The following is a 20,900-nucleotide window of genomic DNA, read 5'->3' on the forward strand; positions in this document are numbered from 1 at the left end:
CGAGGCCGTCATCGCCGAGAAGCCCGAGAAGACCCCTGCCGCTCCCGCCATGCCCGGCGGCGGCGACATGGACTTCTGAGCCAGCTCGTCCATCACCAGGGCGGCCCGACCACATTGGTCCGGCCGCCCTTGTGGTTTTCTTTCCTTTACGGCCCAGCCAAGGAGGGCCCACCCGCCGCACATGGCTGAGGGCCTCCAGGGAGACGCCTGCTGACCCGCACCCGGCCGCCCGCCGTGACGGCGCCACGCCGGCCGTCTGGGTGGTCCTGACGGGCACCCCTGCCTGCCCTGGCGCCACAACAGGGTCTTCCGGTGCTGGTCACGTTCCGTAGTGCGGGACGATGAGGCCGCGGGCGAGGGTGTTGGCGGTGATGTTGAAGCCGACGACCGCCGGGCTCGTGTCGCTGTCGACGCCCAGCTTGTCGACACCCAGGGCGTGGACGGCGAAGACGTAGCGGTGAGGGGTGCCGGGCGGGGGCGCGGCGCCGCCGTACTCCTTGCGGTTGTAGTCGTTGCGGGCGTGCTGGGCGCCCTCGGGCAGGCCCTTGAACTCAGGCCCGGTGCCCGCCCCGGTGGGCAGCCCGGTCACCGAGGCCGGCAGGTCGAACAACACCCAGTGCCAGAACCCACTGCCGGTGGGCGCGTCGGGATCGAAACAGGTGACGGCGTAGCCCTGGGTGCCCTCGGGGGCGCCCGACCAGCGCAGGGCGGGCGAAAGGTTCTGGCCGGTCATGCCCCAGTCGTTGAAGACGTGGAGATCGCCCAGTCTCTCCCCGTCGGTGATGTCGTCGCTCTCGACCACGAGGGCGGGAACCGACGGCAGGTATTCGTACGGAAGCGGTGCGGGCACGGCATCCTCCTTGGGTGAGATCCTCTTCGTCATCCTAAGACCGCCTCCCGGCCTCGCCAGGAGGCCAGGGTGGGCCGGCACCTCCAGCCCGGCGGGAGGCGGTCAGGAGGCCAGGTGGACCCGCACCCCAGCCCGGTCAGGAGGCCAGGTGGGCCGGCAGCGGCCGGTCGTGCAGGACGGTGAGAGAGGTGACCGCTCGGGTGAGCACCACGTAGAGCCGGGCCAGGCCGCGCGGCTCCGCCTCGACGATGTCGGCCGGCTCCACCACGATCACGTGGTCGTACTCCAGGCCCTTGGCCAGCGTGGCCGGGATGACGAGCAGCCGGTGCTCCTCGGTCGAGTCGGGCCCGAGGACGGCGTGGGGGAGGCCGGTCAGCGCCTCGGACACCCGGCCGGTCATGGCGTCGGGCACGATGACCCCGATGGAGCCCTCGCGGTCGAGCGCCTCGCGGGCCGCCGCGACCACGTCGACGGCCGGCCGTACGGTGAGGGAGCCCGCGCCGGGGCGCAGCGAACGCGGAGGGGCCAGGCCCGGGGCGATCGAGGGGAGCAGGCGGGCGGCGAAGTCGAGCACCTCGCGCGGCACGCGGAAGCCGAGCGTCAGCTCGGTGACCTCGCCCTCTGGCTGGCCGAGGTGCTTGAGCACGGTCTCCCAGGAGCTGGTCGACCAGGGCGTGGTGCCCTGCGCGAGGTCGCCGAGGACGGTCGCCGAGCCGTTGCGGCAGCGGCGGCCGAGCGCGCGCAGTTGCATCTCCGACAGGTCCTGGGCCTCGTCCACGATCAGGTGGCCGAGCGACGGGGTGCGTTCGATCAGGTCGCCGAGCTCGTCGAGCAGCGCGGCGTCGGCCGCCGACCATTTCGCGGACCGCCATCCCCGGGGCGGCTTCGGCCAGAGCAGTGACCGCTGCTCGTCGGGCGTCAGGTCGTTCCGCGCGGCCCTGGCCAGGAACTCGGGGTCGGACAGCAGGCGGTGGAGCACCTGCTCGGGCGCCAGCTTGGGCCAGACCGCGTCGACGAGCTGCTTGACCGGCCTGGACCTGGCCACGGCGTCCTGCACCCGGTCGTCGGGCGACTCGCCGCGCTGCTCCATGCGGACCAGCACCTGGTGGGCCAGCCGCTGGGCCAGGGCAGCCCGGCCGGGGCCGTAGCGGGTGGTGCCGCGCAGCGAGGCGACGATCTCCCGCACCTCGTGGTCGGCGACGCGGTGGCGGTAGGCGCCCTTGCTGAACACCAGGCCCTCTTCGGGCTTGACGATGTGCAGCCAGAGCGCGCGGTCGAGGACCGCGGCCATCCGGGCGTCGCCCTTGATCGCCGACACCGAGGGGTCCTCCGGCGCGGCGTGCTCGCCGAGCAGGCCCGGGACCGTCGTCTGGTCGACCTTGACCTCGCCCAGTGCGGGGAGCACGGAGGAGATGTAGGACAGGAAGGCGCGGTTGGGGCCGACGATCATCACGCCCGACCTGGCCAGCCGCTCGCGGTGGGTGAAGAGGAGGTAGGCGGCCCGGTGCAGCCCGACCGCGGTCTTGCCGGTGCCGGGCGCGCCCTGCACGCACACGGTCTGCGCCAGGCCGGAGCGGACGATCTCGTCCTGGTCGGGCTGGATCGTGGCCACGATGTCGCGCATGGGGCCGGTGCGCGGGCGTTCGATCTCCTCGGTGAGGATCCGGGACGGGCCGATCTCGCCCCCCTCGGCCAGCGGCTCGTCCTCGAACGCGGTCAGCCGGCCGCCGTGGTAGCCGAACCGGCGCCGACGTACGACGTCCATCGGCTGGGCGGGGCTGGCCTGGTAGAAGGCCCGGGACACCGGGGCGCGCCAGTCGATGACCAGCGGACGGCTGGCGCCGTCGTGCACGTGGCGGCGGCCGACGTAGATGGTGCCCGGCAGGTCGTCGTCGGCGGAGCGGTCGAGGCGGCCGAAGAACAGCGGCGTGTCGGGGTGGTCGGCCAGGGCGGCCACCCGCTGGTCGAGCAGCGACTGGAGGATCTGCTGCGAGACCCAGTCGCCCGCCGCGTCGGCCGACAGCGACTGGGCGTGCGCGCGCATCGCCCGCAGCGCGGCCCTGGAGTCGGCCAGGTGCGCCTGTTCGGCGGCGAGCACGACGGAGGGTAGGTCGGAGGGTATGTCGGGTGCCAACTGGTGTGCGGGCATGCGGAAGGGCCTCCCAGGTGAGAGTGGACGGAGGTGGTAGAGGTAGCGAGCGGGCCATTTTAGTCGTCGGCCGGGCAGGCTTCCACAGCATTTAGCCGGGGTACAGGCAGGGCGTGGGACGCGTCCACCGGGGCTTCTCGCCGATCATTCCCACCATCGCGAGTCTCCTGCTCGCGTCACTCTGGGGGCTGTCGGTGTTCGCGGGCTGGGGGCTGGAGGCGTTCTGCGCGGTGGGCGAGCCGGCGCCGGGCTGCGCCCGGCGGCTCGGCTCGGTCTCGGCGGTGTCGGGGCTGTTCGCCGTGCTGGCCGCCTGTTGTACGGCCGGTGCCTGGCTGGCCCCGCGGGCCAGGCAGGATCCACGCGTGTTCACCTGGTTCATGGGCGCCGGCCTGGCCGCCTGGATCGCGGCCGAAGGAGTGCTCTTCGTCGGCGGTCTGCTCGCCATTGCGCGAACCTGAGAACTGGCCGATAAAACCGAAACATTCGGGCATATCAGGTGGATTTGTCGGATCATGAGGGTATGTCGCTGGGCGGTTGATTGCGGCGGCAACAGTACGCAGGTGAGGGGGGTGGTTCGATTGTCGACGGCCCGCGGAGTCTCGTGGACGTGACACGAATGCCGGTGCCTGGCCGCTCCGAGGATGAGCGGCCGGGCCTCACACCCCGCCGAGCACGTCGTCGGCGTCGATGATCTGATAGGCGTAACCCTGCTCCGCCAGAAACCTCTGCCGGTGCGCCGCGAACTCCTGGTCGACCGTGTCCCTGCTCACCACCGTGTAGAAGCGCGCCCCGCCGCCGTCGGCCTTGGGCCGCAGCACCCGCCCGAGCCGCTGCGCCTCCTCCTGGCGTGACCCGAACGTGCCCGACACCTGGATGGCCACCGCGGCCTCCGGCAGGTCGATGGAGAAGTTGGCCACCTTGGAGACGACCAGCACCTGGATCTCCTTGTCGCGGAAGGCCTGGTAGAGGCGCTCCCGCTCCTTGACCCTGGTCTCGCCCTTGATGACCGGCGCGTTGAGGTGCTCGCCCAGCTCGTCGAGCTGGTCGATGTACTGGCCGATGACCAGCACCTGCTCGCCCAGGTGACGGCGGACCAGCGCCTCGGTGACGTGGGTCTTGGACGGCGTGGTGGCGCAGAACCGGTAGCGCTCCTCGGACTCGGCCATCGCGTAGGCCAGCCGTTCCTCGTCGCTGAGGGTGACGCGGACCTCCACGCAGTCGGCGGGCGCGATCCAGCCCTGGTTCTCCATCTCCTTCCAGGGCGCGTCGTAGCGCTTGGGACCGATCAGCGAGAACACGTCGCCCTCGCGGCCGTCCTCGCGCACCAGCGTCGCGGTCAGGCCCACCCGGCGGCGGGCCTGCAGATCGGCGGTCATCCGGAAGATCGGCGCGGGCAGCAGGTGCACCTCGTCGTAGACGATCAGGCCCCAGTCGCGCGCGTCGAACAGCTCCAGGTGGCTGTAGACGCCCTTACGCCTGGTCGTCATCACCTGGTAGGTGGCGATCGTGACCGGGCGGATCTCCTTCTTCGTGCCCGAGTATTCGCCGATCTCGTCCTCGGTGAGCGAGGTGCGCTTGATCAGCTCCTGCTTCCACTGGTGGGCGCTCACTGTGTTGGTCACCAGGATCAGCGTGGTGGCCCGGGCATGGGCCATGGCCGCCGCTCCGACGATCGTCTTGCCGGCGCCGCAGGGGAGCACGACCACGCCGGAGCCGCCGTGCCAGAACGCGTCGGCTGCCTCCTGCTGGTAGGGCCGCAGGTTCCAGCCGTTCTCGGCCAGCTCGATCGGGTGGTGCTCGCCGTCGACGTAGCCGGCCAGGTCCTCGGCCGGCCAGCCAAGCTTGAGCAGCGCCTGCTTGACGTTGCCCCGGTCGCTCGGGTGCACGATGACCGAGTCGGCGGTCAGGCGCTCGCCCAGCATCGGCTGGATCTTCTTGGACCGCAGCACCTCTTCGAGCACGGCCCGGTCGGTGGAGGTCAAAACCAGGCCGTTGACGGGGTCCTTCTCCAGCTTGAGCCGGCCGTACCTGGCCATGGTCTCGGCCACGTCCACGAGCAGCGCGTGGGGCACCGGATAGCGGCTGAAGCTGATCAGCGCGTCGACGACCTGCTCGGCGTCGTGGCCGGCGGCTCGCGCGTTCCACAGCGCGAGCGGAGTGACACGGTAGGTGTGGACGTGCTCGGGCGCGCGCTCCAACTCGGCGAACGGCGCGATCGCCTTGCGGCACTCGTCGGCCTTCTCGTGGTCGACTTCGAGGAGCAGCGTCTTGTCCGACTGGACGATGAGCGGGCCGTCGTTCACTGACATCCCTTCAAACGGTTGACGCCTATCCAACACATCCGAGGGCAAGAACAGTCCCCGAACAGGCAATCAGCTGGGCTCTTCGTCGAAATAGCCGTTGAAACCGAGGAAGAGGAACGTGGCGATCGTCAGCACGAAACCCGTGGCGAACAGGACCCAGCTCCACACGAGCATCCCACGGGCCGCCTCGGGCTCGGTGGTGGTGCGGCCGAGCGCCATCCCCGAGAGCACGGCGCCGGGGATGGCGAGGATGTTGCAGCAGGAGACGATGGCGAGAAGGTTGAGCACGAGCGCGACGATCGCCTGGGCCCTCGGCCCCTCGGAGTGGGGTCGCGGCGGCGGTCCGTAGCCGTAGTCCTGACCGTAGTAGGGAGGTGGCTGCTGTCCGTACGGCGCCCCGTAGGGCTGGTACGGATAGTCACCGGGCGGATCCTGGTTCACGTGTTCACCTCCTGACGGTCAACATTTATCACGGAATAAGCACGCGTTCGGTCGAGATCGCTTCTTGGCCGGAGTCGATCAGCCCAGCCGCGACCGCAGGGCCTTGCGGTCGAGCTTGAGCACGCTGGTGACCGGGATCGAGTCGACGAACGTGATCTCGCGGGGATACTTCACCCGGCCCACCCGGTCGCGGGCCCACTCGATCAGCTCCTCGGCCGCGACCGTGACCTCCGGCCTGAGCTGCACGAACGCCACGACCTCCTCGCCGACGCGCGGGTCGGGACGGCCGACGACGCCCGACATCAGCACGTCTGGATGGGTGTTGAGCGCGTCCTCGACGTCACGCGGGAACACGTTGAACCCGCCCCGGATGATCAGGTCCTTCTTCCGGTCGACGACGTAGAGGTAGCCGTCGTCGTCCAGGCAGCCGATGTCGCCGGTGCGCAGCTCGCCGCCGGTCATCGTGGTGCCCTCGGGGTCGGCGGCGTGCTCGCCCCAGTAGCCGAGCATCAGCGAGTCGCCCGCGACGCAGATCTCGCCCGGGTCGCCGGGCTCGGCCTCGTCGCCGGAGGAGTCGCGGATCGTCACCTTGTAGCCGGGCAGCGGCAGCCCGACGCTGCCCACCCGGCGCCGGCCCGGCGGGTTGAAGGTGGTGACGGCGCTGGTCTCGGTCATGCCGTAGCCCTCGAGGATCTGCACGCCCGGCATCCGGCGCTCGAACTCCTCCAGCACCTCGCGGCCGAGCGGCGCCGCCCCGCAGGTCAGGAAGGCCAGGTCGGGCAGCGGATGCCGCTCCAGGGGCTCGGCCAGCAGCATCTGCAGCATCGCGGGCACCACCGTGCCGTAGCGCACGCGCTGCTCGGCGGCCAGCGTCAGGAACACCTGGGGATCGAACCAGCGCATCAGCACCGCCTGCTGCGGCACGGTCGCGTGCATCCCGGCGATCGTGACGATCAGCCCGTACGCGTGCGAGAGCGGCACCGGCACGATCGCGCGGTCCATGCCCTCCTGGTGGGACATCGCGTAGGAGTCCTTGGCCACCTGCCACAGCCCGTGATGGCTGAGCATGACGCCTTTGGCCTTGCCGGTGGTGCCGCCGGTGTACATCAGCGCGGCCAGGTCGGCGGGGTCACGCGGCACGGGCCCGTGCTCGGCGGCCCGCTCCAGCTCGCCCGTGTCGACGAAGACCGGGACGCCGGGACCGCCGGCCAGGGCCGCCTCGACCGTGGGCACCAGCTCCGGCGAGGTCACGATCGCCGCGGCGCCGCTGTCGGTCAGGATGTGACGCAGTTCCTCGGCCCCCACGAGGAACACCACCGGCGTCACCACCGCGCCGGCCGCCCAGAGCGCCTGGTAGATCAGCGGCACCTCGGGCGAGTTGGCCATCATCACCACGACCCGGTCGCCCGGCCGGATCCCCGCCTCGACGATCCCGCCGCACACCCGGCGCGCCCGCTCGGCCAAGGCGTGGCTGCGATGCCAGACCCCGTCGTAGAACACCGAGTCGAAGTCGTCGAACCTGCTCCAGGACTCCTCGGCCAACCGGCCCAGCGTCAGCTCGCTCACGACGTCTCCTCCGCCGGCCCGACCCGGGCGGCCTCTCCGCGCCCGTACCTGATCCAAACCTTGCCTGATCACCGCGGGACGTCAAGACAGGCCGGCGACCCCGGTGATGCGATGCAGGGCGAAGCGGTGCACGGCGGCCCTCGTCTCGTCGTAGGCCGTCAGGTAGCCGCCCTCCATCCTGGCCGGCTCCAGGATGCGGGAGGTGGCGTTGCCCTGGGAGTCGAGGTAGCCGATCCACACCCGCACGCCCTGCCTGATCGCGTCCTGCAGAGCCGAGATCGTGGCCGTCGCCGGGCCTCGCGGGACGCTGCCGCCTGGGGCCTCGACCGGCTCGCGCCGGGCCAGGTGGGCGGCGTCGCCGGCCCGCAGCGCCCGCACGGCCGCGGTCGCCACCTCAGGGTCGAGGCCGTTGGGGGAGGAGACCACCCGGGCGGCGGGCAGCGCCTCGACGCGCCTGCTGTCGAGCTGGGAGATGATCACGTCGCCGTCGATCGACTCGGCCACCGGCGCGTAGCCCATCGCGCGCAGCGAGTCGACCAGCGTGGCCCTGGGGGTGCGGGAGGCGATGACGGTCGGGGCCAGCCGGCGCAGCCGCAGCGCGGCCGAGCGGCGGTCGGCGGTGATCTGGTCGAGCAGGGCCGGGTCGTCGCAGCGTACGTAGGCGCTGGCGGTGCCGACCCGGATCCGGCCGTGACGCCGGGCCACGTCGGTGACCAGGTAGGACAGCGCCTGCGGCACCGGAGTGGCGGAGTGGCGCTCCAGCATGGAGAGCAGCTCGTCGCCGCCCTGCCCGGCGTCGAGGGCGCGCCGGATGGAACCGTCGCTGAACCGGTAGACGGTCGCGGTGCCCTTGGACTCGACGTCGGCGGCCAGCGTCATCCAGCGGTTGAGCCCGCTGGTCAGCGGGCCCGGCGCGACCGCGGTGAGGTCGGCCTGGAGCAGCACGTGGTCGACGGGCTCGGGCAGCAGCGGCGCGAGCGCGGCGGCGGCGTCGTCGCCGGCGAGCAGCGCCCGCGCGTGACCGGACAGCACGCCGAGCCCGGTGAAGCCGAGCTGCTCGGCCTCGCGCAGCGCGAACTCGGTGAGCTGCTCGCGCAGCGGGCCGCGGCGGCGTGGCTGCTCCCAGGCCAGCCGGTCGAGCACGGAGTCGCGGGTCGGTGCGAGGCCGGGGGCCGAGGCGAGCACGCCCAGCGTCGCCGCGCGCACCGCAGGCATCGAGGACCTGCGCAGATCGGTGTGCAGGGCGTTGAGCGGGCGGTCGCGCTCGTCACGCTCGCCGACCAGCCCGGGGACGCGGTCCATGTGCAGCCAGGCGCGCGCCAGCGCCACCCACCGGTCGGCCGTCGCCCTGACCCGCCACAGGTCGTAGCCGTTGGTCGGCAGCCATTCGCCGTCGACGCCGCCGCCCGCGGCGACCAGCCCGGCCGCGTGGGCCACCTCCACGACCAGCGCCGCCGCCCAGTCGGGCAGGTCGAGCTCGGTCGCGGTGCGCTTCATGTCGCGCACGCCCAGCCCGCCGGTGCGCAGCACGCCCGGCGGCTCGACGCTCCACCGCTCGCACAGCTCCTCGACCGCCCGGACGAACGCGAACGCCTGCCCCGCCGCCGTCGCGTCGGCCAGCCTGGGATCGCGTGTGGCGCCCTCCAGCGCGGGAGGCACGGGCAGCAGGTCGCGGTGCACCCGGCCCTGACGCAGGTGCAGGCCGACCTCGCGGGGCAGTGCCACGCTCTCCTCACCCGTGGCCGCCAGCAGCCCGCGGGCCAGCAACTGCTCGATCGGCGAACGGGCGGAGCCGAGACGCACCTCGCGCCGGGCGTTGGGCACCCGGCCCGTCGGCGGCCCCCAGGCGAGCTGGTCGAGCGCCGCCCGGGCCTCGTCGGACACCTCGGCGATCAGCCGGCCAGGCTCGGCCAGGGCCGCGGCCAGGCGTTCCCTGCCGGTGCCCGGAGTGCCGGGCGCGATCTCGTCGGCCATCTCGTCGAGCTGCTCGGGCGGGTGGTGCCGGAACACCTCGGCGGCGGGCGGCCCGAGCCCGGCGGGGTCGTCGAGCGCCTTGCGGACACCGGGGGCCAGGTCCAGCCCGTCGTCGGGGCCGTACACGAGCGCCAGGTCACGCAGCCGGTCGAGCGCGACCGACAGAGCGGGCTCCGGCTCTGCGCCGGTGAGCGCGCGGCCGAGCAGGCCGGCCAGCCCGGACCGGGTCATGGGCTCGGTTCGTACGGCCAGCGTCTCGACGACGGCCAGCGTGAAGCGGTCGAGCCGGTCGAGCACCCTGGCGATCGCCGAAGGACTGCCCGCCCGTGAGGCGAGGCCCTCAAGGTGGGCGGGCACCGGGGTGATCAGCTCAGGACGCGCGGAGACGAGCGCCCGCAGCTGCTCGTCGGTGCGCCCCCTGATCCACTCCGTGAACTCCATCGTTGCCATGGTATGTCCCTCCCGATCGAGGCAGCATGGCTCACGCGATCGAGCGAGCGGACCGGTCGTGCTCGTCCTGTTGAGCTGGGGCTGGGCGGTGCGCGGTCGGCTGATCGGGCTTGGCGCGCTCGGGCCGGTCCACCGCCTGCCCGGCGTCAGCCGACCGGGGCCGGGCTGGGCAGCAGGCCGACCGCCAGCCGTACCCACGCGTCGACGAATTGGTCCTTCTCGGTGCGGCCGGGAGACTCGCCGACGGTCTCCTGGAAGAGCCGGTAGTGCACGACCGAGCCGCCCAGCACCGTGGAGATGCCGTTCCAGTCGACCTGGGCGTCGCGATATTCGGGCTGGGCGCGGAACCAGGTGGTGATGGCGTCGAACATGGGCTGCAGCAGCCCCTCACGCACGGTCGCGACCAGCTCGGGGAACTGGCTCAGGTCGCGGAAGAACACCCTGGTCAGCTCGGACTCCTCGCGCACCTTGGCCAGCCCGGCGCGGCACACGCGCGACAGCCGCGCCTCCAGGTCGGTGGAGGTCTCCATGTCGCCCAGCTCGGCCAGGCTCGCGGCCACCTGGATGCGGGTGCGCGCGGCGTGCTCGTTGATCACCGCGGCGAGCACCTCGTACTTCGACTTGAAGTGCCGGTAGAGCCCGCCCGCGCCGGGAGAGAGCCCGGCCGCGGCCTCGATCTCGGCCACGGACGTCGCGGAGTAGCCTCGCTCGGCGAACAGCCGCAGCGCCTCGTCGATGATGCGCTCGCGGGTGGTCATGGTCGTGCCGGTCCTGGTCGGCACGTTGCGAGCCCTCTCGGACCGAGCTCCTGCGCCTGACGATCTGGTCATGTCCTGCGTGACACCTCCGTTAGGAGCGTAGTCGTCGTGGCACGGTGCGCCGGTTCGGCCCTGCCGCGACCGTGCCGACGGGCGACCAGACCGGCGCGGCTCCCGATAAGTAATTCCTTTCTGCCCATTCCGAACGGTCCCACAACAAGCGCCGTTACGCGTGACTCCCGGAGGTTTGGCATCCTGCGATCTGTGATGACTTCGGTGGGTTTCGATCTGGACATGACATTGGCGGACACGCGATCGGGCATCGCCGCGGTCTACGACGAGGTCGCGGCCCGGCTGGGCGTGCCCATCGACAGCAAGGCGATCATCACCAGGCTCGGGCCGCCGCTGGAACACGAGCTGGCCAACTGGCTGCCGGCCGAGGCGATCCCGGCCGCGGCCACCCTGTTCAGGGAGATCTATCCGGAGGTGGCCGTGCCGGCGCACACCGCCATGGCGGGAGCGCGCGAAGCCATCGAGTTCGTACGCGCCGGGGGCGGCAAGGTCATCGTCGTGACCGGCAAGAACCTCAGAGACGCGACCAGCACGGTCATGACGCTCGGTTTCGAGGTCGACGAGGTCGTCGGTTCGGTCTTCGGAGCCGCGAAAGGCTCGGCACTCGCGCGCTTCGGCGCCGCCGCCTATGTTGGTGACCATGTCGCGGACATCGAGGCGGCGCGGGCCGGGGGCGCGGTCAGCGTCACGGTCGCGACCGGCCCGTACACGGTGGAGGAACTACGTGCTCACGGAACGGATGTGGCACTGACCGACCTGACCGAATTCGCCAGTTGGTTCGCGAGCTGGCGGTCTCCGCACGAAGTCGGGTAATTGTCCGTCAATTACCCGGTCGCCCTGGAGCGCTGCGGGGCATAACCTACATCCATTCATCCTTTTCGACTGTTTGAACGAGGTCCCTCCTGTGCCGAGTGGCAAGGTCAAGTGGTACGACGCCGACAAGGGGTTCGGCTTCCTCACCCGTGACGACGGCGGTGAGGTTTTCGTGCATTCCTCCGCGCTGCCTGCCGGTGCCGGGCCACTCAAGCCTGGCCAGAAGGTCGAGTTCGGCGTGGCGGAGGGCCGGCGCGGCCAGCAGGCCCTCTCGGTCAGGATCCTCGAGCAGCCGCCGACGCTGGCCAAGGCGAAGCCCAAGGGCAAGCGCAAGAAGCCGGACGAGATGGTCGTCATCGTCGAGGACCTGATCAAGCTCCTCGACGGGGTCTCGACGTCCTACCAGCGGGGCAAGCAGCCCGACCCCGTCCACGCCAAGAAGATCGCGCAGGTGCTGCGGGCCGTCGCCGACGACCTCGACGCCTAGGCGTTGGGGTTGGTCAGCGGCTTGGTGGGGTCCATGGTGTCACCGCGGTTGTCCGGCAGGCCGGCGTGCCTGCCGGACAGGTCGGCGTGGTGGCGCCGGTTGGCCGCGCGGATGCGCTGACGCCGGCGGACGATCAGCCAGGCGAGCGCCGCGGTCAGCGCCACGGCCAGCGTGACCAGCCCGGCCACGCTGTTCTGGGCGAGTGACAGCACCAGCCCGACCAGCCCGCCGAACACCCAGGCCAGCTGCAGCAGCGCCTCGACCACGCCGAAGGTGGACGAGCGCACCTCCTCGCCGATCTCGCGCTGCACGATCGCGTCGAGCGCCAGCTTGCCCAGCTCCTGGGCGAACGCGGTGACGACCGAGATCAGCACCGCCGTCCACAGGCCGAAGAACACGGCGGTCGCGATCGTCGTCAGGCCGGTGAAGGTCAGCGTGAGCAGCACGATCAGCTGCGGCGAGTGGTTGCGCGTCCAGTTGGCGACCACCGCGCCGACCAGGCCGCCCAGCCCGGCGGCCGCCGCGAGCAGCGCGATCGTCTTGGGCACGTCGAAGAACGGGTCGGGCGGAGCCAGCCACGGCACCCCCTTGTCCTGCACCAGGAACAACAGGAAGAACAGCAGAAAACCGGAGAACAGCCGGATCGCCACGTTGGCCCAGACCGCCTCGGCGACCGTGGGGCCCACGTTGAGCAGGGTGCGCCAGCGCGGCGGCCGGCCCTCCTCGGCCTCCTCCTCCAGGTCGGGCGAGTCGACGTGCCGCGGCAGGCGTACGGCGAAGACCCCGACCAGGAGGAACACGACCATCGCGATGCGCAGCAGCGTGGCGCTGCCCAGCCAGGCGGCCAGGCCCGCGCCCACGGGCACCAGCACCCCGGCCGAGACGAGCGAGAACAGCGCGACCCGCGCGTTGGCGGAGACCAGCGTGATGTCGGCGGGCAGGACACTCGGCATGATCGCCGCGCGTGACACGTTGTACGCCTTGGACAGCACCAGCACGCCCAGCGCCCCGGCGAACAGCGTCACCAGGTCGCCCGGCCCCACGGCGGCGGCCATCGCGAAGCAGAGCAGGCCCCGGCCGAACAGCGTGCCCGCCATGACGTAGCGGCGGCCGGACCGGAACCGGTCGAGGATCGGCCCCACGAACGGCGCCAGCAGCGCGAACGGCAGCATCGTGATGACCAGGTAGAGCGCGACGGGGCCGCGGGCCTCGCCCACGGGCAACCCGAAGAAGACGGTGCTCGCGAGCGCGACCGTGACCAGCGCGTCGCCCGCGCTGTGGCCGGCGGTGAGCTCGATCAGCCGGCCGAGGCCGGTGCGGTCGGCGCCGTTGGCATGGGTCAGTCGGCGGGCGGCCCTGCCGATATTGCGGGCGCCCCTGGCGGTGGCCTGACCTGCGCGCACGCCGCCGCCGACGGTGGCCCGGCCGGCGCGGACGGTCGCGCGACCGGCCTCGGCGACGCCGCGGCCGAGGCGTCGCGAGATGTCGCGCGTCTTGTCCCACCCACCCTCCACGCATACAAGTCTTACCCGATCGGAGATCGGACTCGGCGCCGGATGGGCACTGTGGGTGTCGGCGGGTCCGGGCATGGGTGAGAATGAAAGTGTGAGCGAACAGCACCTTTCGGCGGAGGCGGCCCGATGAGCCGGACCAGGACACGTGTCTCCGTCCCCGACCAGGCCTGTGTCGCCGCGGTCGACCTGGCGCGTGCCGCGGCCGAGGAGTTGGCGCGGCCGGGTGAGCCGGGCGAGCATCTCGGCTACGAGGCCGAGGGCGACCGCATCGTCACCCACTACTTCGCCTGCCTCGACCGCGCCTACCGAGGCTGGCGGTGGGCGGTGACCGTGACCCGCGCCTCGCGCGCCAAGAAGGTCACGGTCAGCGAGGGCGTGTTGCTCCCCGGCCCCGGGGCGCTGCTGGCCCCCGAGTGGCTGCCGTGGAGCGAGCGGCTGCGCCCCGGCGACCTCGGCGTGGGCGACCTGCTGCCGACCTCCGAGGACGACGACCGTCTCGTGCCCGGCTACACCGAGACCGACGACGACGTAGAGCACCAGATGGTTTTCGAGTACGGCCTGGGCCGGGCACGTGTGCTCTCGGCCATCGGCAGGGAGCGGGCTGCCAGGCGCTGGCACTCCGGCGAGCACGGGCCGCACACTCCGATCGCACACGCCGCTCCCGCGCAGTGCTCCACCTGCGGCTTCTACTGGCTGCTGGCCGGCGAGCTCCGGCTGTCGTTCGGGGTCTGCACCAATGAGTACGCCCCCGACGACGGCAAGGTGGTGGCCGCCGACCACGGCTGTGGCGCCCACTCCGAGGCCGCGGTCATGCCACCGGCCGTCGAGCAGGCCACGCCGATCCTCGACGACCTGGGCTTCGACCTGATGGAGGTGGAGGCCGGCTCGGTCGACGAGACGGCCACCGAGGAGCTCGGCCACTCCTGATCCCGTTTCGTCAGGGAGTGTCGGTGCGGGCCGCTAGCCTACGGTGGCCCCCTACCCTCTATCAGGATCGTGATCGATGACCGACACCTTTGGCACCGACCGGATGCGGGCCGCCGTGCTCGCCGCCTGGACGGCCTCGCCCGCCCGTTTCCGCGAGGACGCCAACGCCGAGGAGGACTTCGCGCTCGGCGGCTACCGCGACCGGCTGATCGTGGAGCTCGCGCAGAACGCCGCCGACGCGGCTCTGCAGGCGGGCAACCCCGGGGTGCTCCGGCTGACGTTGCGTGACGGCGTGCTGACGGCCGCCAACACCGGCGCGCCGCTCGACGCGACCGGGGTGGAGGGCCTGTCGACGCTCCGCGTCTCCGGCAAGCGTGACGACGCGGGGGCCGCCGGCCGGTTCGGTGTCGGCTTCGCCGCGGTCGTGTCGGTCTGTGATGAGCCGTTCATCTGCTCCCGTGACTCGGGGGCGGTCCGCTGGTCCCGCGACGAGACGGCCGCGCTGGTGTCCTCGGTGCCGTCGCTGGCCGCCGAGCTGACCTCCCGCTCGGGCCACGTGCCCCTGCTCCGCCTCCCCTTCGCGGCCGACCCGCTGGAGGTGCCCGAGGGGTTCGACACGCTCGTACGCCTCCCGCTGCGTGACGAGGCGGCCGTCGCGGCGGTCCGGCGGCTGCTGGAGGAGGCGAGCCCGGCCCTGCTGCTGGGCCTGCCGGCGCTGACGAGCATCGAGATCGACCTCGACGGCTCGGTCCGCACGGTGGTCGCCGACGGCTGGCACGTGGTGTCGGAGTCGGGCGCGTTCACACCCGACCAGGTGGCCGCCCTGTTCGCCGACCGGCCGACCGAGGAGCGGGCCCGTCCGTTCTGGTCGCTGCGCTGGGCGGTGCCGCTCGCCGGCGCCCCGGGCGAGCCGGCCTCGGGCGAGCCGACCTCGGGGGAGCCGACCTCAGGAAAGTCGGCCTCGGCGGAGCCTGGGCCGCTGCCCGCGACCGTGCCGCCCGTGGTGCACGCGCCGACCCCCAGCGACGAGCCGCTCGACCTGCCGGCGCTGCTCATCGCGTCGTTCCCGCTGGCCACCGACCGGCGCCACGTGGCCAAGGGGCCACTGACCGACTTCCTGGTCGAGCGGGCCGCCGACGCCTACGTCAGGCTGCTCCAGGAGCTGCCGCGCACGCCCCGGCTGCTCGACCTGGTGCCCTCGCTCATGGGCAAGGGCGAGCTCGACGCCCGCATCCGCCGCGCCATCCTGCGACGGCTGCCCGAGGTCCCGCTGCTGCCCGCCCTGTCGGCTCCCGCGCCGGCCGTGCAGACGCCGTCGTTCGCCGACGCCGAGGTCTACGAGCCCGACGCCGAGTGGCGGGTCGAGCATCCGGCCAGGGAGCCGCACGCGGACGGCTGGGTCGTGACCGGCCGGGAGGCCGCGGTGGTCGCCGGTTCGGGTGAGCTGCTGGCGGTCATCGCCGCGTTCGTCCCGGGGCTGCTGCCCGCGGGCTGGCCCGCCCGGCACCCCGCGATGGGGTCGCTCGGCGTACGCCGGGTCGAGCTGGCCGAGGTGGTCGACCTGCTGTCCGGTGAGGCGGTCGAGGGCAGGGAGCCGGGCTGGTGGCGCTCCCTCTACGACGTGTTGCCCGCCGACGACCCCGAGTCGCTCGGCGCGCTGCCGGTGCCGCTGGCCGACGGCCGCGTGGTGCGCGGCCCGCGCGGCACGCTGATCCTCGACCTCGCCGGCACGGGCTCATCGGGGGCCGGGCTCGATTTGACGCCGCTGGGGTTGCGCATCGTGCATCCCGAGGCGGCCCACCCGGTGCTGCTCAGGCTCGGTGCCGCCGAGGCCACGCCGCGCACCGTTCTCGAGGACCCGATCACCAAGGCGGCCGTGTCGGAGTCGCTCGACAGCTCCGACCCCGAGCCTGTGGCGCGGGCCGTGCTCTCGCTGGTCGAGGCCGCGGGGCTGGCGCCCGGCGAGGCGCCCTGGCTGGGCGGGCTGGCGCTGCGCGGAGCCGACGGCGAGCTCTATCCCGCGGGCGAGCTGATGCTGGCCGAGGGCGCGCTGGCCGGGCTGCTGGAGCCTGACACGCACCTCGGCGTGGCAGCGCCCGAGCTGGAGGAGACCTACGGATCCCGGGTGCTGGCCGCCGCCGGTGTGCTCGACGGGTTCGCCGTGGTGCACGACTCCGACGTGCTGCTCGACCACGACGACTGCGACCATGACCTCGACGGCGAGGACGAGTGGCTTGACCATGTGCTCGACCTGCTGCCCGAGCTGGATGTGCCGCCCGTGGTGCCGGAGTTCGCGGCGGTGCGCGATCTGGAGCTGGTCGCCGACTGGCAGGCCGCGCTGACGCTGCTGACCAGGCCGCCGCTGCGGGCCGCGCTCCATCCGCTGCGGGTCGAGGGCGTCGAGGTGCCGTCCTACACGGCGTGGTGGCTGGCCGGTCACCCCGTGCTGGGCGGGCGCCGGCCGCGCGAGCTGCGGCTGCCCGGCGCCGACCCGCTGCTGCAGGGCCTCTACGGCGACGCCCCGGCAGGGCTCGACGAGGGCGCGCTGGCGATGCTGGGTGTCCGCACCACGCTCGCCGAGCTGCTCGACTCGCACGGCGGCCCCGAGGAGCTGCTCGACCTGATGGCCGACGAGTCGATCGAGGTCGACCGGGCCCAGCTGCGCGCGCTGTGGATCGCCCTGGCGGCCGTCGCTCCCTCGCGGGTGGCGCCGCCGTCGCGGGTGCGGTCGGTGCTGCGGGGCGAGATCGTGGTGGCCGCCGCCGACGACGCCGTGGTGGTGGAGGCCCCCGACCTGCTCCAGCTGGTCGCCGACCACGCGCTGGTGCTGGCCCCCTACGACCTGGCCGAGTCGCTGTCGGAGCTGCTCGATCTGCCGCTGGCCGGCGAGCTCGCGCCCGGCGAGGTCACCTCCGAGGGCGAGGTCCGGCAGGTGCCGCCCGAGGTGCGCTCCCTGCTCCCGACGGCCCCCGAGACCTACGTCGAGCACGACAAGCTGCTGGTCGACGGCGTCGCCTGTACATGGCGGTTCTTCGAGGGATCGGTGCACTGCACCGGTGTCGAGGGGCTGGCCCGCGGCCTGGCGTGGGCGACCGGCCAGTGGAACGACCGGCTGGCGGTCGCCGCGCTGCTGCGCGACCCGACCGCCGTGCCGCTCCTGCTGGCCGAGGCCGACCTGTCCTGACCGGTCCGCCGCTCAGCCGGCCGGGCGGGTGGACGGCCGGCCCGCCCGTTCAGCGGGCGGGCAGGTGGAGCGACAGGTCCGCCACTCAGCCGGCCGGGCAGGTGGCGCCCTGGCCGGGCGTCTTCCCGGTGAGCAGGTAGGCGTCGACCAGGCGGGTGACGCAGGTGCTGCCGCTCAGATAGGCGCCATGGCCCTCGCCCTCGTAGGTGACCAGGACGCCCGTCTTGAGCTGCGCGTTGAGTGTGGTGGCCCAGCGGTAGGGGGTGGCCGGGTCGCCCTTGCCGCCGATCACCACGATCGGCGCGGAGCCGGTGGCGTCGATCTTTTTGGCCTCGTCGTCACCGGGTGCCGGCCAGTCCTCGCAGGGCGCGGCGGTCCCTTCGACGGCCAGGATCGGGAAGATCTGCTCGATCCGGTCGTTGATCCTGGCCGTCTCGGCGGCGGTCGGGCGCTCGGTGGTGTCCGCGCAGTTGATCGCCTGCAGGCTGCTCATCGCGGTCGAGTAGGTGCCGTCGGGCCTGCGGCCGGTGTAGGAGTCGGCCAGCGCCAGCAGCGTGGCGCCGTCGCCCTTGAGGGCCGCCGCGGCGGCCTGCTCCAGCATCGGCCAGGTGGCCTTGGCGTACAACGGGGTGATGACGGCGAGCTGGGCCAGGCCGTAGGTGAGGCTGCGGTCGCCGACCTGGAGCGGCTTCGTCTTCAGCCCGTCGAGCAGCCCCTCCACGGTCCGCTCGACGGCCGCCGGGCTCGTGCCGAGGTCGCAGCCCTGGGCCACGCAGTCCTTGGCGAACGCCTCGAAGGCCTGGTCGAACCCGGTGGCCTGGATCGCGGCCCGCTCCTCGAAGGTCACCGCCGGGTCGTAGGCGCTGTCGAGGACGAAGCGGCCGACGTTCTTCGGGAACTTCGTGGCGTAGACGGCGCCGAGGTGCGTGCCGTACGAGAGGCCGAAGTAGTTGAGCTTCTGTTCGCCGAGGGCGGCGCGGATCAGGTCGAGGTCGCGGGCGGCGTTCACGGTGCCGACGTGGGGCAGCACCTTGCCCGAGTTCTTCTGGCAGGCGGTGGGGAGCTCCTTGGCCAGCCTGTCGCTCTCGGCGGCGCTGGGAGCGGCGAGGATCTCGGCCATCTGGCCGCCGCAGGTGACCCCGGCGCTGCGGTCGACGCCGCGCGGGTCGAAGCTGACCAGGTCGTAGCGGGTGCCGAGGCTGCCGAACGCCTGGGCGGCCTGGGCCAGGATGTCGACGCCGGAGCCGCCGGGGCCGCCGAAGTTGAACACGAGGGAGCCGGAGCGGTCGCCGCGGGCCTTGACGCGGATCAGCGCGAGGTCGATCTGGTCGCCGCCGGGCTCTGCGTGGTCGAGCGGCACCTTGATCGTGCCGCACTGGACGGAGTCGTCGGGCCGGGCCGGCTTGCCGTCGGGGCCGCTCAGGCCGGTGCACGTGCTCCAGGCGACCGTGCCGGTGTCCTTGACGGCCTCCTTCGCGGCGGGCCCCTCGGTGAGGCCGCATCCGGCGAGCGCCGTCAAGCACACGAGGGACGTGACTAATGTCTTGTTCATGTCATAAGGATGGTCTGGGTGTTGCGGCCCAGGTAGTGGCCTGTGACAGCTCTTGGCGATGACTTCGGGGATCGGCCGGAGATGACGTATGTCAACCGCGAGAGCGAGCGTGTCAGCCGCGAGAGGCCCGCCTGCGGACGTACCCGAGGCCGAGCAGGCCCAGGCCGACTCCCGCGACGCAGGTCCAGATCCACCAGGTGTCCTGCGGAGCCGGGCGGAAGACCAGCAGCACCGCCAGTGCGACCACCCAGAGCGCGATGCCCACGAGGACGGCCTTGCTGTCGTTGGTCTCGATGGGCTCGGGGTCGGGATGCCACTCGCGCTTCACGGGATCCAGCCTAGCTTCCAATCCGGTTTCGATCCGATCACCGGCCCTTTGCCCAGGTAGGCCACTTCTGTCACTCTTCGCGCGTGAGTGACATTAAGTCTAAAATCGACCAATTCTTCGCAATCTCCGCACGGGGCTCGACCATGTCCCGTGAGGTACGTGGCGGACTGGCCACGTTCTTCACCATGGCGTACATCGTCGTGCTGAACCCGATCATCATCGCCAACGGCAAGGACATCGAGGGCCAGGTCATCGGCGACGGCACGCAGCCCAACGTGGCGCTGGTGGCGGCGGGTACGGCCTTCGTGGCGGGCATCCTGACCATCCTCATGGGCGTCGTGGGCCGGGTGCCGTTCGCTCTGGCGGCCGGACTGGGGCTGAACGCCTTCGTCACCTTCAACGTCGCCACCCTGATGAGCTGGGAGGAGGCCATGGGACTGGTCTTCCTCGAAGGCATCATCATCGGCCTCCTGGTGCTGACCGGCTTCCGGGTGGCCGTGTTCAACGCCATCCCGGGCCAGCTGAAGACCGCCATCAGCGTCGGCATCGGCCTGTTCATCGCGCTGATCGGCTTCGTGGACGCCGGGTTCGTCCGCCGCGTACCGGCCGGGCCGCCGCTGGAGATGGGCATCGGGGGCAACCTGACCTCCTGGCCGATCTTCGTCTTCGTGGCCGGGCTGCTCGTGACCGCGGCGCTGGTCGCCCGCAAGGTGAAGGGCGCGATCCTGATCGGCATCGTCGGCACCACCGTGCTGGCCGTGCTCGTGGAACTGGGGGCCAAGGCAGGCCAGGCCACCGCCGAGAACCCGGGCGGCTGGCAGCTGAACGTGCCCACGATGCCGGAGCAGATCCTCGGCTTCCACAACCCGCTGACGCTCTTCACGGAGTTCGACCCGTTCGGCGCGTTCAGCCGCGTGACGGTGCTGCTGGCCGTCCTGCTCGTGTTCACGCTGCTCATCACCGACTTCTTCGACACCATGGGCACCATGGTCGGCGTCGGCAAGCAGGCCGGGCTGGTCGGCGAGGACGGGATGCTGCCGCGCACCAAGCAGATCCTGCTCGTCGACTCGCTCGGCGCCGCGGCGGGCGGTGCGGGCTCGGTGTCGTCGAACACGACCTACATCGAGTCGGCCGCCGGCGTGGGCGAGGGCGCGCGGACCGGCCTGGCCAGCGTGGTCACCGGGCTGCTCTTCCTGGTGGCGATCTTCTTCGCGCCGCTGGTGACGATCGTGCCGTACGAGGCCGCCGCGCCCGCGCTGGTCGTGGTGGGCTTCCTGATGATGACCGCGATCCGCGACATCGACTTCACCGACTACGAGCTGGCCATCCCGGCCTTCCTCACCATCGTCGTCATGCCGTTCACCTACTCGATCTCCAACGGTGTCGGCGCCGGTTTCGTCAGCTTCGTGCTGATCAAGCTGGTCCGGGGCAAGGTGCGGGAGATCCACCCGCTGATGTGGGTGGTCTTCATCCTCTTCGTGCTGTACTTCGCGCTCGGCCCGATCAAGGCGTTGCTCGGGCTCTGACCTGCT

The 20,900-nt window shown here is 72.0% G+C and carries 16 protein-coding genes; 6 read left to right on the plus strand and 10 right to left on the minus strand.

Annotated elements, in window-relative coordinates:
* Window positions 1-319 precede the first annotated feature (319 nt).
* Window positions 320-850 (minus strand): YbhB/YbcL family Raf kinase inhibitor-like protein, encoded by a 531-nt coding sequence (locus tag AC5L3X_RS27985; protein ID WP_494860835.1) that lies wholly within the window; start codon window positions 848-850, stop codon window positions 320-322.
* A gap of 136 nt (window positions 851-986) precedes the next feature.
* Window positions 987-2,999, minus strand: a complete 2,013-nt coding sequence (locus tag AC5L3X_RS27990) for a HelD family protein (protein WP_494860837.1) — start codon at window positions 2,997-2,999, stop codon at window positions 987-989.
* 113 nt (window positions 3,000-3,112) lie between these two features.
* Between AC5L3X_RS27990 and AC5L3X_RS27995 the strand changes: the two genes are divergently transcribed.
* Complete coding sequence (locus AC5L3X_RS27995; RefSeq protein WP_494860839.1) at window positions 3,113-3,457, plus strand: hypothetical protein; 345 nt, start codon at window positions 3,113-3,115, stop codon at window positions 3,455-3,457.
* A 198-nt stretch (window positions 3,458-3,655) separates the two neighbouring features.
* Here AC5L3X_RS27995 and AC5L3X_RS28000 read toward each other — a convergent pair whose 3' ends face one another.
* The 5 genes from AC5L3X_RS28000 to AC5L3X_RS28020 all read right to left on the minus strand — a co-directional run bounded on the left by AC5L3X_RS28000 (window position 3,656) and on the right by AC5L3X_RS28020 (window position 10,515).
* Window positions 3,656-5,308 carry a DNA repair helicase XPB gene (locus AC5L3X_RS28000; protein ID WP_189128549.1) on the minus strand — a complete coding sequence of 551 codons (1,653 nt, stop codon included), beginning with the start codon at window positions 5,306-5,308 and terminating at the stop codon, window positions 3,656-3,658.
* A 63-nt stretch (window positions 5,309-5,371) separates the two neighbouring features.
* Complete coding sequence (locus AC5L3X_RS28005) at window positions 5,372-5,743, minus strand: DUF4190 domain-containing protein (RefSeq protein ID WP_189128550.1); 372 nt, start codon at window positions 5,741-5,743, stop codon at window positions 5,372-5,374.
* A 78-nt stretch (window positions 5,744-5,821) separates the two neighbouring features.
* Window positions 5,822-7,309, minus strand: a complete 1,488-nt coding sequence (locus AC5L3X_RS28010; protein ID WP_494860842.1) for an AMP-binding protein — start codon at window positions 7,307-7,309, stop codon at window positions 5,822-5,824.
* A gap of 81 nt (window positions 7,310-7,390) precedes the next feature.
* Window positions 7,391-9,724 carry a helicase-associated domain-containing protein gene (locus tag AC5L3X_RS28015; RefSeq protein ID WP_494860844.1) on the minus strand — a complete coding sequence of 778 codons (2,334 nt, stop codon included), beginning with the start codon at window positions 9,722-9,724 and terminating at the stop codon, window positions 7,391-7,393.
* A gap of 155 nt (window positions 9,725-9,879) precedes the next feature.
* The gene (locus AC5L3X_RS28020; RefSeq protein ID WP_494860846.1) at window positions 9,880-10,515 is read right to left on the minus strand and encodes a TetR/AcrR family transcriptional regulator; all 636 of its coding nucleotides are present in this window, start codon (window positions 10,513-10,515) and stop codon (window positions 9,880-9,882) included.
* Window positions 10,516-10,758: 243 nt separating this feature from the next.
* On the opposite strand from AC5L3X_RS28020, the gene AC5L3X_RS28025 reads away from it, so the two are divergent.
* Complete coding sequence (locus tag AC5L3X_RS28025) at window positions 10,759-11,376, plus strand: HAD family hydrolase (protein WP_494861005.1); 618 nt, start codon at window positions 10,759-10,761, stop codon at window positions 11,374-11,376.
* A gap of 91 nt (window positions 11,377-11,467) precedes the next feature.
* Window positions 11,468-11,863, plus strand: a complete 396-nt coding sequence (locus AC5L3X_RS28030) for a cold-shock protein (protein ID WP_189128553.1) — start codon at window positions 11,468-11,470, stop codon at window positions 11,861-11,863.
* On the opposite strand, the gene AC5L3X_RS28035 is transcribed toward AC5L3X_RS28030, so the two are convergent.
* The gene (locus AC5L3X_RS28035) at window positions 11,860-13,377 is read right to left on the minus strand and encodes an MFS transporter (protein WP_494860848.1); all 1,518 of its coding nucleotides are present in this window, start codon (window positions 13,375-13,377) and stop codon (window positions 11,860-11,862) included. The genes AC5L3X_RS28030 and AC5L3X_RS28035 overlap by 4 nt on opposite strands.
* A gap of 126 nt (window positions 13,378-13,503) precedes the next feature.
* On the opposite strand from AC5L3X_RS28035, the gene AC5L3X_RS28040 reads away from it, so the two are divergent.
* Both AC5L3X_RS28040 and AC5L3X_RS28045 read left to right on the plus strand, forming a co-directional pair.
* Window positions 13,504-14,304, plus strand: a complete 801-nt coding sequence (locus tag AC5L3X_RS28040; protein ID WP_189128555.1) for a DUF3027 domain-containing protein — start codon at window positions 13,504-13,506, stop codon at window positions 14,302-14,304.
* A 76-nt stretch (window positions 14,305-14,380) separates the two neighbouring features.
* A complete protein-coding gene (locus tag AC5L3X_RS28045; RefSeq protein ID WP_494860851.1) occupies window positions 14,381-17,488 on the plus strand; it encodes a sacsin N-terminal ATP-binding-like domain-containing protein in 3,108 nt (1,035 codons plus the stop codon).
* A gap of 85 nt (window positions 17,489-17,573) precedes the next feature.
* On the opposite strand, the gene AC5L3X_RS28050 is transcribed toward AC5L3X_RS28045, so the two are convergent.
* Together AC5L3X_RS28050 and AC5L3X_RS28055 are read right to left on the minus strand one after the other, a co-directional pair.
* The gene (locus tag AC5L3X_RS28050) at window positions 17,574-19,040 is read right to left on the minus strand and encodes an alpha/beta hydrolase (RefSeq protein WP_494860853.1); all 1,467 of its coding nucleotides are present in this window, start codon (window positions 19,038-19,040) and stop codon (window positions 17,574-17,576) included.
* A 112-nt stretch (window positions 19,041-19,152) separates the two neighbouring features.
* Entirely contained in the window at window positions 19,153-19,368 is a 216-nt protein-coding gene (locus AC5L3X_RS28055) for a DUF2530 domain-containing protein (protein ID WP_225264082.1), read from the minus strand.
* Window positions 19,369-19,511: 143 nt separating this feature from the next.
* Here AC5L3X_RS28055 and AC5L3X_RS28060 point away from each other — a divergent pair, with 143 nt between their 5' ends.
* A complete protein-coding gene (locus tag AC5L3X_RS28060; protein WP_494860856.1) occupies window positions 19,512-20,894 on the plus strand; it encodes an NCS2 family permease in 1,383 nt (460 codons plus the stop codon).
* Window positions 20,895-20,900: the final 6 nt, after the last annotated feature.

It is taken from the genome of Nonomuraea sp. CX421 (assembly GCF_059358955.1).

Coding starts and splice junctions, on each gene's coding strand:
- AC5L3X_RS28015 (WP_494860844.1), bottom strand. CDS start 9,724: ATGGAGTTCACGGAGTGGATCAGGGGGCGCACCGACGAGCAGCTGCGG.
- AC5L3X_RS28050 (WP_494860853.1), bottom strand. CDS start 19,040: ATGAACAAGACATTAGTCACGTCCCTCGTGTGCTTGACGGCGCTCGCC.
- AC5L3X_RS28045 (WP_494860851.1), top strand. CDS start 14,381: ATGACCGACACCTTTGGCACCGACCGGATGCGGGCCGCCGTGCTCGCC.
- AC5L3X_RS28060 (WP_494860856.1), top strand. CDS start 19,512: ATGTCCCGTGAGGTACGTGGCGGACTGGCCACGTTCTTCACCATGGCG.
- AC5L3X_RS28040 (WP_189128555.1), top strand. CDS start 13,504: ATGAGCCGGACCAGGACACGTGTCTCCGTCCCCGACCAGGCCTGTGTC.
- AC5L3X_RS27990 (WP_494860837.1), bottom strand. CDS start 2,999: ATGCCCGCACACCAGTTGGCACCCGACATACCCTCCGACCTACCCTCC.
- AC5L3X_RS28000 (WP_189128549.1), bottom strand. CDS start 5,308: ATGTCAGTGAACGACGGCCCGCTCATCGTCCAGTCGGACAAGACGCTG.
- AC5L3X_RS28025 (WP_494861005.1), top strand. CDS start 10,759: ATGACTTCGGTGGGTTTCGATCTGGACATGACATTGGCGGACACGCGA.